Annotated in this window: 11 protein-coding genes; 7 read left to right on the forward strand and 4 right to left on the reverse strand. The window is 36.0% G+C overall.

Annotation, left to right across the window (positions count from 1 at the left end; all coding sequences use genetic code 11):
* The first annotated feature begins 263 nt into the window (after positions 1-263).
* The 4 genes from ychF to RQM59_RS04655 all read left to right on the forward strand — a co-directional run bounded on the left by ychF (position 264) and on the right by RQM59_RS04655 (position 3,285).
* Positions 264-1,355, forward strand: a complete 1,092-nt coding sequence (gene ychF, locus RQM59_RS04640) for a redox-regulated ATPase YchF (protein WP_349240913.1) — start codon at positions 264-266, stop codon at positions 1,353-1,355.
* A gap of 19 nt (positions 1,356-1,374) precedes the next feature.
* Complete coding sequence (locus tag RQM59_RS04645; protein WP_349240914.1) at positions 1,375-1,896, forward strand: hypothetical protein; 522 nt, start codon at positions 1,375-1,377, stop codon at positions 1,894-1,896.
* Between the two features lie 64 nt (positions 1,897-1,960).
* A complete protein-coding gene (locus RQM59_RS04650) occupies positions 1,961-2,761 on the forward strand; it encodes a DUF6597 domain-containing transcriptional factor (protein ID WP_349240915.1) in 801 nt (266 codons plus the stop codon).
* Positions 2,762-2,835: 74 nt separating this feature from the next.
* Entirely contained in the window at positions 2,836-3,285 is a 450-nt protein-coding gene (locus RQM59_RS04655) for a DUF6265 family protein (protein WP_349240916.1), read from the forward strand.
* 40 nt (positions 3,286-3,325) lie between these two features.
* Here RQM59_RS04655 and gcvT read toward each other — a convergent pair whose 3' ends face one another.
* Positions 3,326-4,411, reverse strand: coding sequence for a glycine cleavage system aminomethyltransferase GcvT (gene gcvT / locus RQM59_RS04660; RefSeq protein ID WP_349240917.1), 1,086 nt, complete (start codon positions 4,409-4,411; stop codon positions 3,326-3,328).
* 147 nt (positions 4,412-4,558) lie between these two features.
* Between gcvT and RQM59_RS04665 the strand changes: the two genes are divergently transcribed.
* The 3 genes from RQM59_RS04665 (at position 4,559) to RQM59_RS04675 (ending at position 8,169) form a co-directional block, all read left to right on the forward strand.
* Entirely contained in the window at positions 4,559-6,187 is a 1,629-nt protein-coding gene (locus RQM59_RS04665; protein WP_349240918.1) for an aminopeptidase P N-terminal domain-containing protein, read from the forward strand.
* A 162-nt stretch (positions 6,188-6,349) separates the two neighbouring features.
* A complete protein-coding gene (locus tag RQM59_RS04670) occupies positions 6,350-7,948 on the forward strand; it encodes an NADP-dependent glyceraldehyde-3-phosphate dehydrogenase (RefSeq protein WP_349240919.1) in 1,599 nt (532 codons plus the stop codon).
* Positions 7,948-8,169: a VF530 family protein gene (locus RQM59_RS04675; protein ID WP_349240920.1), complete on the forward strand. Its 222-nt coding sequence runs from the start codon at positions 7,948-7,950 to the stop codon at positions 8,167-8,169. Before RQM59_RS04670 ends, RQM59_RS04675 begins: the two co-directional genes overlap by 1 nt.
* A 216-nt stretch (positions 8,170-8,385) precedes the next feature.
* Here the strand turns inward: RQM59_RS04675 and RQM59_RS04680 are convergent, their stop codons facing one another.
* The 3 genes from RQM59_RS04680 to RQM59_RS04690 all read right to left on the reverse strand — a co-directional run bounded on the left by RQM59_RS04680 (position 8,386) and on the right by RQM59_RS04690 (position 12,504).
* Entirely contained in the window at positions 8,386-10,782 is a 2,397-nt protein-coding gene (locus RQM59_RS04680; protein ID WP_349240921.1) for a type IA DNA topoisomerase, read from the reverse strand.
* An 88-nt stretch (positions 10,783-10,870) separates the two neighbouring features.
* Complete coding sequence (locus RQM59_RS04685; RefSeq protein WP_349240922.1) at positions 10,871-11,812, reverse strand: glycosyltransferase family 2 protein; 942 nt, start codon at positions 11,810-11,812, stop codon at positions 10,871-10,873.
* Positions 11,809-12,504: a class I SAM-dependent methyltransferase gene (locus RQM59_RS04690; protein ID WP_349240923.1), complete on the reverse strand. Its 696-nt coding sequence runs from the start codon at positions 12,502-12,504 to the stop codon at positions 11,809-11,811. Before RQM59_RS04690 ends, RQM59_RS04685 begins: the two co-directional genes overlap by 4 nt.
* Positions 12,505-12,514 lie beyond the last annotated feature (10 nt).

A 12,514-nucleotide genomic window follows, 5' to 3' on the forward strand; every position in this document is an offset into this window, starting at 1 on the left:
AAGCTAAGGTCAAATGTATCGATAGTTTAATGCCGTTTACTACGTGTTAGTACTTATAGATACTATTCAATTTTGGAATATTTTTCATGTGTATGACAATGTACAAATCTCTGCTGCGACTAAAAATAAATTGACGTTAATGTCTATTTTTTGGGAATGAAACACTCTTCTGCAGGAATGAATAGATTCAAAATTATGGACCGTTTCTTTTAATAGGATTAGAGTATTAAAGTGCTATATTTGCACCCTCAAAACTAGATTATATGAAAGCCGGAATTGTAGGACTTCCAAATGTGGGTAAATCAACATTGTTTAATTGTTTGTCTAATGCAAAGGCACAAAGTGCAAATTTTCCATTTTGTACAATAGAGCCTAACTTAGGTGTTGTGAATGTACCAGATCATCGAATGGAGAAACTGGAAGAGTTAGTAAACCCAGAAAAAGTGATGCCAGCTACAGTAGAGATTGTAGATATTGCAGGTTTGGTAAAAGGAGCAAGTAAAGGCGAAGGGTTAGGAAATCAATTTTTGGCAAATATTAGAGAGACAGATGCCATTTTACATGTGTTACGTTGTTTTGATAATGATAATATTATACACGTAGATGTTTCTGTAGACCCAGTAAGGGATAAAGAAACTATAGATATAGAGTTGCAACTAAAGGATTTAGAAACAGTTCAAAAACGCTTAGAGCGTGTAAAGAGAACTGCTAAAACTGGAAATAAAGAAGCGCAAGCCGAATTAGAAGTTTTGCTTAAGGTAGAAGAAACGTTATTATCCGGAGTTTCTGTTAGAGCCTTAGAGTTTGCAGAGAAGGAAGAAGAGTTTGTAAAGCCTTTGCAGTTCATCACCTCCAAACCAGTATTGTATGTTTGTAACGTAGATGAAAACTCAGCTGTATCAGGTAATGCCTATGTAGATGCAGTAAAAGAAGCTGTAAAGGATGAAGGAGCCGAGATCATAGTATTAGCGGTGGGAACAGAGGCAGATATTACAGAATTGGAAGATTATGAAGAACGTCAGATGTTTTTAGAAGATATAGGTTTAGAAGAGCCAGGTGTTTCAAGATTGATTCGTTCGGCATATAAATTATTGAACTTGCAAACGTATTTTACAGCTGGTGTTAAAGAAGTGAGAGCGTGGACCGTTTCAGTTGGGGCTACTGCACCTCAGGCAGCAGGAGTTATTCATACCGATTTCGAGAAAGGATTTATTCGAGCAGAAGTAATTAGCTATGAGGATTATGTAACGTATGAAACCGAGGCAAAGGTTAAAGAGGCTGGGAAAATGAGAGTAGAAGGGAAGGACTATGTTGTGAAGGATGGAGATGTAATGCATTTCCGATTTAATGTATAACAGATAATTAATAATTGAGATGATTAAAAAAGGAATATTTGTATTAATGCTGACTGTATTTGCTATATCATGTAGCAAAGACGATGCTGTACCACACAACCCTACATTGACTATTCAAGTTGATGGACAAAATAAAGGAATGTTTAATTTGAGTCAGTTAAAGGCAAATCTGACTGCTCAGAGTATTTCAATTTTTGACCCTGTACATGGAAAACAAAAGAACTACAGAGCTTTTCCATTGGCCGATGCCCTGTTTTACTTGTTCGAAACCAATTTTTTACCTACCAATGGAACAGTTCAATTTTCCGCGCTTGATGGTTTCATGGCTTCTGCTTCTGTAAATCGAGCTACAGAAGTTGGAGGTTTTTTAGCCTTTGAAGATCTTGATGTTGCTGGAGAGGCTAATTGGGAGGGAGTTGCTCCGGAAAATAATAATGACCCAGCACCTTTTTATATTGTATGGTCGGGACAGAATCAGAATCCAACAACGGACGGATATCCATGGCCATATCAATTGGAGACGATCAATTTAGTAAATTAAGAATACAAAAAAATATAACTAAAAGCCTGTTGCATTGCAACGGGCTTTTTTGTTTCTTGTAGATATGATTTACGAACAGGTTTCGCCTAAAAAGGAACTAGCACATATTATTAAAAGCTTTTGGCTAATTGATAGTGAAGGAGATGGTACAATAAGACAGGAAAAGATCATTCCTGATGGCTATCCCGAATTGATATTTCATTATGGAGACCCTTACAGAATAAACATTAATGGTTCTTGGGAATTACAAGAAAAGTCCATTCTTGCTGGCCAAATACGCAATTATTTTTTCTTGGAAAATACGGGTGAATCAAAAATGTTCGCAATTAAACTTCAACCTTGGATCCCAAAAGAATTATTTGGTGCAGAAATGCCGACTATTACCGATCAGGTAATTCCTGTTCAAGGTGCGATGTTAGCTACTTTAAAAGTTGTTCAGAATATTGCCGTAAGTTCTATTTCGTTCAATGATAAAGTGAGTCAGATCGAAGATTGGTTCGATCGTTTTGTTTTAGATAAAGATCTTTCTATGAAGTACTGGGTAGTGCAAAAGATGATAGGTGAGAAAGGAAGTATATCGTTAAAGCAGTTACAGGAAGAATATCATATAGGTGAACGTTCTTTGGAACGTTACTTTAAAACCTATATAGGTTTGCCTCCTAAATTTTACGCAAGGATTATACGCTTTTCATACATTTTCCAATTAGTACAGGAGAAAGAAATAGATTGGTCGGATATCGTATACCGAGCGGGTTATTACGATCAATCGCATTTTATTAAGAACTTTCAGGAGTTTACAGGGGAAGACCCAAGTAAATATGGTTTTTCCGAAAAAAACATGGCAAATTTTCTTTTAAAGCCCTAATGTCGGTTTTGTACTATCGTACTACTATAAACATCTTTTATTTTGAGTTGCATTAATCATCTAAAAGCGGATATATGAAAATTATAAAATTTGGTGTAGCTCTCTCAGTGGCAATACTATTGTTATCTTTTTGTAATACTTCTCAAACTCAGAAAGTAGATTTCCTAGTAGGAACATGGAAAATAGAAGGAAAAGAGACCTATGAAGCATGGGCAATAGAAAACGATAAATTGGTGGGAGAATCCTTTAAGAAAAGAGGGGAGCAAAAGTATGTCACGGAAACACTAGAGATTAAGAAAGAAGGTGGCAAATGGGTGTACATTGCTACTGTGAAAAACCAAAATAATGGTCAAGGAATACCTTTTACGCTGCAAGAAGTAAAGGACGATTTATATTCCTTTGAAAACCCAGCTCATGATTTTCCTAAAAAAATTCAATATAAAATTTTGACCAAAAACAGTTTGCAAGTTTCTGTTTTGGGAGCAGGAGATAAAGGGTTTTCGTATAAAATGGAGAAGCAATAAAAAAGCCTGCAGTTCTATGCAGGCTCCTTTTTTATGTTTTCTATCCCTTATAAAAAGGCAACTTTATAATCGTTGCCGAAATTTGTTTCTTACGGACTTGAATAAAGATTTCTGTATCTCTTTTCGTATGTGGTCGATTTACATAACCCATTCCAATACCTTTTCCTAAAGACGGACTCATAGTTCCGGATGTTACTTCACCAATCTTTGTTCCTTCAGCATCAACAATATCATATCCTTGTCTTGGAATCCCACGTTCGTTGAATTCAAAAGCCACTAATCTTCTAGTAATACCTTCTTCTTTCTGCGCTTTTAAACTATCTGAGTTTACAAAATCCTTCGTAAATTTTGTGATCCAGCCTAAACCTGCTTCAATAGGAGAAGTAGTATCATTAATATCATTTCCATATAAACAGTAACCCATTTCTAATCTCAAAGTATCACGAGCAGCTAAGCCAATCGGCTTAATGCCCCAATCAGCACCGGCTTCAAAAACCTTATTCCAAACTTGTTCGGCTTGCTCATTACGTACATAAATCTCAAATCCACCAGAACCTGTATAACCGGTTGCAGAGATAATAGCATGTTCACATCCAGCAAAGTCAGCTACTTTAAATTTATAAAAAGGGATTTCAGCCAAATCGATAGAAGTCAACGATTGCATTGCTTCAATAGCTTTTGGGCCTTGAATAGCCAATAAAGAATAATTATCAGAAACATCTTTTAGTTCTGCTCCAATACCTTCATTGTGTTTGCTGATCCAGTTCCAATCCTTTTCAATATTGGAAGCATTTACGACTAGTAAATAGGTGTGTTCTTTTACTCTATAACAAATAAGATCATCTACAATACCATTTTGATCATTTGGAAAACAACTATACTGTGCATCACCGATTTCTAATTTAGAGGCATCATTAGAAGTTACTCTTTGGATCAATGTTAATGCCTGTTCTCCTTCCACCAGAAACTCACCCATATGACTCACATCAAAAACCCCTACACCGGATCTAACCGTTAGATGTTCTGCCGTAACGCCTTCATATTGAACGGGCATATTGTATCCTGCAAAAGGAACCATTTTTGCTCCTAGAGCTTCATGTACATGAGATAATGCGGTATTTTTCATGATAGTTTTTGATTTGTTTTGTGAAAGCAAATGTATTGAAAATTCATAGAAAGATACACCGTTTTTGAAAGCAAAAATTCTGTTAATATTTTTACTTAGATAGTTATAAGTATTACATTTGAAACGAATCAACTCAAAAAAGAACAAATGAAATTAGTGAAGTTAGTATCTCTACTATTATTATTAGTAACTGTGCATACTTTCGGTCAGACTCCAACAGACTATTTATCAAAAGATTTTCATAAGAAAAGAAGAGCTACTTTTAGAGCTAAAATGCCAGCGAATTCTATCGCAGTTATTTTTGCGAACCCAGTAAGAAATAGAGCCAATGATGTGGACTATGTGTATCACCAAGACCCTAACTTTTACTATTTAACCGGATATAGAGAGCCAAATGCAGTATTGGTTATCTATGCGAGTGATCAGAAAAATGGAGATGGAACTACCTACAATGAAGTGATATATGTACAGGAAAGAAATCCAAATGCGGAAATGTGGAATGGAAGAAGATTAGGAACAGAAGGTGCAAAAAAAGAATTGGGTTTTGCAAGCGCTTACAATGCTATTGATTTTTTAAATGCGAATATTGACTTTAAAAAGTTTGATAAAATATTTATTGAAAAATTTAAAGATGATTACAGAAATACAGGAAATAGTGCCGAAGTATTTGATCTGGTAAAAAGCTTTAAAACAAAAGCTGGTTATGATCCAAACATTTATCTTTCCAGAGCAAAGAAGTATGTATATGAGTTAGTAAAATCAACTCCTATAGAGAACAGTGCAAATGTTGCACAGGTGATTGGTAGAATTGAAAATCGTTTTCCAGATATCAAGGAGGATGATCTTTTAATGAAATATAAAACAGCTACTGATGCAAAACTAAAAGGTGACTTAAAAGAAAAGATCACTTTAAAACTAACACCTAAAACAAATATTGATATCGACTTTTTGTCAACTACTTTATCTGATATGCGTGAGATTAAATCACCAGAGGAGATCAAATTGTTGACGAAAGCTATTCGCATTTCAGCAATAGGGCAAATTGAGGTCATGAAAGCAATGAAGCCGCATATGTCCGAGACAGAATTACAAGGAATTCACGAGTTTGTATATAAGAAATATGGAGCAGAATATGAAGGGTATCCGTCCATTGTTGGAGCAGGAAACAACGGTTGTATCTTACATTATATTGAAAATAACAAGACGAAAGTCGGTAATGATCTGGTATTAATGGATCTAGGTGCGGAGTATAGAGGCTATACTGCTGATGTTACCCGTACAATTCCAGCAAACGGAAAGTTTACTCCAGAGCAAAAAGCGATTTATGATATCGTATACAATTCGCAAGAAGCAGGAATCAAAGCTAGTGTAGTTGGAGCTTCTTTTGGAGCACCGAATGCTGCTTGTAGAAAGGTGATTAACGAAGGGTTATTGAAATTAGGAATCATTAAAACAATTAATGAAAGACACAACTATCTGCCTCACGGTGTATCGCATTATATAGGACTGGATGTCCATGATCCAGGTACCTATGGAAATTTCAGAGCAAATTCAATCATTACGGTTGAGCCTGGTATCTATATTCCTGAAGGAAGCCCTTGCGATAAGAAGTGGTGGGGGATTGCAGTTCGTATTGAAGATGATATTCTAATTACAGAAAAAGGGCCTATCAACTTATCTGCTGAAGCACCAAGAAAATCTAATGAGATTGAAAAAATGATGGCAAAGAAAAGTGTCTTGGATGAGTTTGTATTACCAGATTTAGATAAAGAATAAACCATTTACATTTTTAGAATCATTCTTTTGAGATTCAGATATGTATGATCTTATCAGTAGTAAGAGATAAATAATATCAATGCTGTCATAAGATTATTAAAGGCGAATATGGGCTATTTTGGCGTATAGAATTCGTAAATTTACAGTTCCAATACTCATATAATGTCAACAATAACACCTAGGGTTGAGATCCCTGAACTATATAAGATCAATACAGTAGTAACACAGGATAGCTATTTGGTAAATGGTGAATTAAAACCATGGAACGGACAAATGGTCAATGTGTATTCTACTATTTCTTCAACAGATGAATATGCGCCTACTTTATTAGGATCTATTCCACAATTAACAGAAAAAGAAGCATTAGAAGCCTTAGATGCGGCTAGTAATGCCTATAATAAAGGGAAAGGATTATGGCCTACCATGAAGGTTTCTGATCGTATCGCATGTATGGAAAAATTTGTTGAGCAAATTAAGACTAGACGTGAGGAAGTAGTAAAATTGTTGATGTGGGAGATTGGAAAAACACTTCCAGATTCAGAAAAAGAATTTGATAGAACCATCGACTATATTAACGATACTATCGAAGATTATAAGCAAATGGATCGTGATAGTGCAAAATTTGAAAAACAAGATGGTGTATTTGCACATATAAGAAGAGGTCCATTAGGTGTGGTATTGTGTTTAGCACCCTATAACTATCCGTTAAATGAAACTTTTTGCTTGCTGATTCCTGCGTTAATCATGGGAAACACGGCCATTTTTAAACCAGCTAAGTTTGGAGTGCTATTGATGTCGCCATTATTAGAAGCTTTTCAAAATAGTTTCCCAGCTGGAGTTATCAATGTGATTTACGGTAGAGGAAGAACCTTGGCGACACCCATTATGCAATCGGGTAAAATAGATGTACTGGCCTTAATTGGAAATAGTACGTCTGCCAAAGCATTACAAAGTCAACACCCAAAAAGTAATCGATTGCGATTAGTATTAGGGTTAGAAGCAAAAAATCCTGCCATTGTATTACCTGATGCCGATTTGGATCTGACGATTAATGAATGTTTAGCCGGAACCTTATCGTTTAACGGTCAGCGTTGCACAGCACTTAAGGTAGTATATGTGCATGAAGACATTGCTGAAGAATTCAATAAAAAATATGCTGAGAAAGTAGATAATTTATTGTTCGGAAACCCATGGGATGCAGGAGTTAAGTTAACGCCATTACCAGAACCTGGAAAACCAGCCTATATTCAGGAGTTGATCGACGATGCGAAGGCTAAGGGAGCACAAATCATTAATAATAGAGGAGGAGAGACTACGGATAATTATATTTTTCCAGCAGTACTGTATCCTGTTAATAAAGAGATGCGTGTCTTTGAAGAAGAACAATTTGGGCCTGTAGTTCCTATTGTTCCGTTTAAAGATATAGAGGAACCTTTAGATGATATTGCAGATTCGAATTATGGGCAACAAGTGAGTCTTTTTGGAAAAAATATACATACACTCTCGCCACTGATCGATAGTTTGGTGAATCTGGTTTGTAGAGTAAACCTGAACAGTTCGTGTCAGCGAGGACCTGACGTATACCCATTCACAGGGAGAAAAGATTCTGCGGTTAGTACCTTAAGCGTACATGATGCTTTACGATCATTCTCTATTAGAACTTTTGTAGCTTCTAAGGATAATGAGTATAACAATGCAATTTTGGAAGAGTTGTTAGATAAGAAAACTTCAAATTTCATCAATACAGATTATATTTTATAATGAGTTTAGAACAGCCTAATAACCCGTTACATGGAATAAAATTGGCCACCATGTTGGAACAATTATATCTAGAATACGGTTGGGAAGAGTTAGGTGAAATTTTAAATATAAATTGTTTTAGAAACAATCCCACCTATAAATCTAGTCTCAAATTTTTAAGAAAGACGCCTTGGGCTAGGGAAAAAGTAGAGAAGTTGTATTTAAAAACGATGATTAAATAGTAGCTGTCATTTCGATATGAGCCCCGAAAGTACTCGGGGCGATTGAGAAATCTACTTGTTACAAATCGTTCTGCTTCTATTGATGAGATTCCTTCACTTTGTTCACAATGACAGGATGTTGAAATTCCTCGTCAATCCGATACTAGAGGTTCTGCAGGAATGACTGCCCGGAGGGGTCATTTCGAAATGAGTTTAAAGAACGATTGAGAAATCTTATCATTTATGAGACTTTAAAATCTCCAAAACGAGCTCTTTTGTTAACGATCTTCCATTTGCAATCTTTTTGATGTTTTCAAAAGAGAAGACAAAATCACAACCCTCTTTATAGGCAGAGCACCCGTAGGCAGATTTTCCTTTGATCACTGTGCCCTGTTTACATTTCGGACATGGAATTTTTTCATAGTCATTACGAGGAGTATTCGACGAAGTAATCTCACTATTATTTGGAGTTTGCTTTATTTCATTTGCAATAGCCGTTTCTTTTGATTCTAGTTTAATATTAAAGTTTTCATCAAAACGAAGTAATCCCTCAATAGCACCTGATTCGGTTTTAAAACCTTTTAAGTTAGTGGTGGAGCCCTTATCCAGTAAACGAATGATCTGATTTTCTGAGATCTTTTTTTCACACACTTTAAACGGAATGGTCATATTACAACCACTTTTATATTCAGAACAACCAAAGGCTGCTTTTCCCTTTAATAAATGGCCTCTAGAACATTTAGGGCAGGTTTTGCCCGCTACCTGTTTTTTAGGTTTCTTTTTTTGAGATTTCTCCTTATCAGTCGAAATGACAGTATTGGTGTGAGAAATACGTGCAGTTTTTTTACTAGAACGGACTTCGTAGACAAGATCGTCCACCATCTTTTTCATGTTCTTGATAAAGGTTCCTGCATTAAATTCACCACGCTCTATTTCCTTTAGTCGTTTTTCCCAACGACCTGTAAGTTCTGCCGATTTCAATAACTCATTATCAATCAGGTCAATCAATTGAATGCCTGTCTGAGTCGGGATTACTAATTTCTTCTTGCGCTCAATATATTTACGTCTGAACAGCGTTTCAATAATACTGGCTCTGGTAGAAGGTCTACCAATACCATTCTCCTTCATCAATTCACGCATTTCATCATCATCTACTTGCTTTCCTGCGGTTTCCATGGCACGTAGTAAACTCGCTTCCGTATAATTACGCGGAGGTTTCGTCTCTTTTTCTAAGAAAGAAGGTTCATGCGATCCCCTTTCACCTTTTACAAAGTTTGGTAAGATGGATTTTTCAGAAGTCGATTTTTTGTCTTTGCTTGCATTGTTGTCATCTCGAGCGGAGTCGAGAGGTGCAACTTCAAATACCACACGCCATCCTGGTGTCAAGATCTCTTTACCAGTAGTTTTAAAAGGAACATCAGCAGCCTGCCCAAGAATGGTAGAATTTGAAACCTCGCTATCTTCATAGAACACTGCAATAAATCGTCGCGTAATAATATCATAGACTTTTTGTTGACTGTCTTGAAGACTAGCTTCAATTCCTGTGGGAATAATCGCGTGATGATCCGTTACCTTAGCATCATCAAATACCTTTTTAGTTTTGCGAATCTTTTTACCCAATAATGGTTCTGTCAATGCTTGGTACCTCAATAATTTAGATAAAATTCCAGGAACTTTCGGATATAGATCATTCGGTAAAAAGGTAGTGTCTACTCTGGGGTAGGTCACTACTTTCATCTCGTACAAGCGCTGAACGATCTTTAGTGTTTCATCCGCAGAAAACCCGAACTTATTATTACAATATACTTGTAAACCCGTTAGATCAAATAATTTAGGAGCGTAATCTTTCCCTTTCTTTTTAGTTACAGATACAATCTCAAAGTCGGATTCCTTTACTTTTTTAGCTAAGGTCTCACCATCTTCTTTTTTGGTAAAACGACCCTCTTCATAATTGAAGAGCGTGTCTCTATAGGTAGTCTGCAATTCCCAATAGGGTTGAGGTTTAAAATCTTGAATTTCTTTATAGCGATGCACTAACATAGCTAGAGTAGGAGTCTGTACTCGTCCTACAGACAATACTTGCTTATAACCACCAAACTTGACCGTATACAAACGAGTAGCGTTCAATCCTAATAACCAATCACCAATGGCTCTGGAAAAACCAGCGTAGTACAGATTGTCATATTTTTCTGAAGTGTGCAAATTGGCAAACCCTTCTTTAATCGCTTCTTCGGTTAGCGAAGAGATCCATAATCGTTTGACCACACCTTTATAATTAGCCTGATTGATTACCCAACGCTGAATCAATTCTCCTTCCTGGCCGGCATCCCCGCAATTGATGATAACTTCTGCTTTTTCAAATAAGCCTTTAACAATATTAAATTGCTTTTGGATTCCCGCATCATCTGTAATCTTGGTAGAAAACTTCTCAGGAAGCATGGGTAGATTATTTAAATCCCAACTTTTCCAATGCGGTTTGTAATCCTTAGGCTCTAATAATGTGCATAAATGCCCGAAAGTATAGGTCACTGCATAACCATTTCCTTCATAGTAGCCATCACGTTTTGTGTTGGCTCCCAGAATAGTAGCAATCTCTTTAGCTACGCTAGGTTTTTCAGCAATGCAAACTTTCATGTTTAGGATTTGGATTGCGGAAATTAGTAAATTATTTGCTAATTCCTATGGCAAATTTAGACTTAGAATGTCTTACTAAGAAAATGTGCTAACGCTTTTTTGGAACACTGTGAATATCAATGCTCACAGCTTGTAATAGAAACTGAACGCCTAAGATTATGGGTAAGGCTACCAGCATGATGGTCCCTGCGGTGTTTTCTGTATTCTCCAGAATTCCAATGGTCCATCTATACATACCAAAAGTAAAACCAAAGAGTAAAAGAGGTATGGCAATGAGCATATAGATGGATGCCATATTAAAATTGTAGATGTAGTACTTAAAAAAGACTCTTTTGATAAACCGCTTGACTATCTTAAATGGAAAACTGAACAGTACCTTTCGAATACTTAGATTACTTTTCTCGTCATTATATATGGCAGAAATCGGAACATCCTCGACTACTTTGTTAGCCAGATTTAAATGGATCAACATATCGGTTTCAAAAAAGTACCTTTTTTCTATCTTTTCTAAATTAATACTTTGCAAGGCTTTACGAGAAATGGCACAGAAACCATTTGTTGGATCCATCATATGCCAATAACCAGATGCTGCTTTAATAATAAAAGACAATGAACTGTTCCCAAAGAGCCTTGTCTTTGGCATTGCTTTTAATGCTTCAAAATCATGAAATCTATTGCCTTTTGTATAATCAGCTTTGTCGTCTAGGATAGGTTGAATTAGTGTAGCGATATGCTTGGGGTCCATTTGCCCATCACCATCTAGTTTTACAATAATATTGCTCTGTAAGGACATTGCTTTCTTATACCCGCTAATCATAGCACCTCCAACACCTTGATTTTGGTCATGCTCAATGACATGTATGTTATATTTGCTTACGTTTTTAGCGATAGTGCCTGATTTTTCAGGGCACGCATCATCTACGACAATGATATCATCTACAAATTCGGGTATAGATAGCAATACATTTTTTAGTTGCTTAGATACTTTGTAGCTAGGAATTACAACCGCTATTTTTTTTGTTGATATCATACAGGCGTTGTTGTTTTCTTTTGTGCTTCAAATAGTTCAAATAACACCACAGGAAATAATAATTTTCGTAAAGAGCTTACTTCTAAATAAGGCGAAAACGCTTTTTTGATCTTAGTAATATTGGTAACATGGTAATCTCCTGTGAAGCGATTACCTGCCAGCTTCCTTCCTAATTTATATAAGGAGTTCTCTGTTGGACCCGAAACAAGGATGAGGCCATCGGGAGTTAATAATTGATCAAATAATTTTATGTAGGGTTCAAGATCATCAATATGCTCCAAAACATCTAGAGCATAAATAATATCAAAAGAGTTGCTCTCTAAGTTTTTGTGAAGAATATTTCCTTCCACAAAATGAATATTAGATGGAAACTTAATTGACTTTTTTACAAGATTCAATGGCGAAAATTCTATATCACATGCTATAACATCATGATTATTCTGTGCAAGCATATAACTCAATACCCCAGAGCCACAGCCAAAGTCAAGAATTTTGTTCTTCGCTTTTTTAGTATTGTTGGCATGGTTATAAGCAATTTGTATGCGTTTCCAAAAAAGCCAATCGATCATCGGGTTTTTATGGGCATAGGCAGGTAATGCAGCTTCTCCAAGTTCGTAACTGTCATTGGTTTTTACAAGCATTTCAAATACGGTTTTGAACTTCTTTTTTGAAGAGGTATAGATTTCATTCATGAGTTCAGTA

The organism is Asprobacillus argus (assembly GCF_032248395.1).
Taxonomy (GTDB): Bacteria; Bacteroidota; Bacteroidia; order Flavobacteriales; family Flavobacteriaceae; genus Polaribacter; species Polaribacter argus.

What these genes read in the sequence shown, in the direction of transcription:
- ychF (WP_349240913.1), top strand. Translation starts at nt 264, where the DNA reads ATGAAAGCCGGAATTGTAGGACTTCCAAATGTGGGTAAATCAACATTG.
- RQM59_RS04645 (WP_349240914.1), top strand. Translation starts at nt 1,375, where the DNA reads ATGATTAAAAAAGGAATATTTGTATTAATGCTGACTGTATTTGCTATA.
- RQM59_RS04650 (WP_349240915.1), top strand. Translation starts at nt 1,961, where the DNA reads ATGATTTACGAACAGGTTTCGCCTAAAAAGGAACTAGCACATATTATT.
- RQM59_RS04655 (WP_349240916.1), top strand. Translation starts at nt 2,836, where the DNA reads ATGAAAATTATAAAATTTGGTGTAGCTCTCTCAGTGGCAATACTATTG.
- gcvT (WP_349240917.1), bottom strand. Translation starts at nt 4,411, where the DNA reads ATGAAAAATACCGCATTATCTCATGTACATGAAGCTCTAGGAGCAAAA.
- RQM59_RS04665 (WP_349240918.1), top strand. Translation starts at nt 4,559, where the DNA reads ATGAAATTAGTGAAGTTAGTATCTCTACTATTATTATTAGTAACTGTG.
- RQM59_RS04670 (WP_349240919.1), top strand. Translation starts at nt 6,350, where the DNA reads ATGTCAACAATAACACCTAGGGTTGAGATCCCTGAACTATATAAGATC.
- RQM59_RS04675 (WP_349240920.1), top strand. Translation starts at nt 7,948, where the DNA reads ATGAGTTTAGAACAGCCTAATAACCCGTTACATGGAATAAAATTGGCC.
- RQM59_RS04680 (WP_349240921.1), bottom strand. Translation starts at nt 10,782, where the DNA reads ATGAAAGTTTGCATTGCTGAAAAACCTAGCGTAGCTAAAGAGATTGCT.
- RQM59_RS04685 (WP_349240922.1), bottom strand. Translation starts at nt 11,812, where the DNA reads ATGATATCAACAAAAAAAATAGCGGTTGTAATTCCTAGCTACAAAGTA.
- RQM59_RS04690 (WP_349240923.1), bottom strand. Translation starts at nt 12,504, where the DNA reads ATGAATGAAATCTATACCTCTTCAAAAAAGAAGTTCAAAACCGTATTT.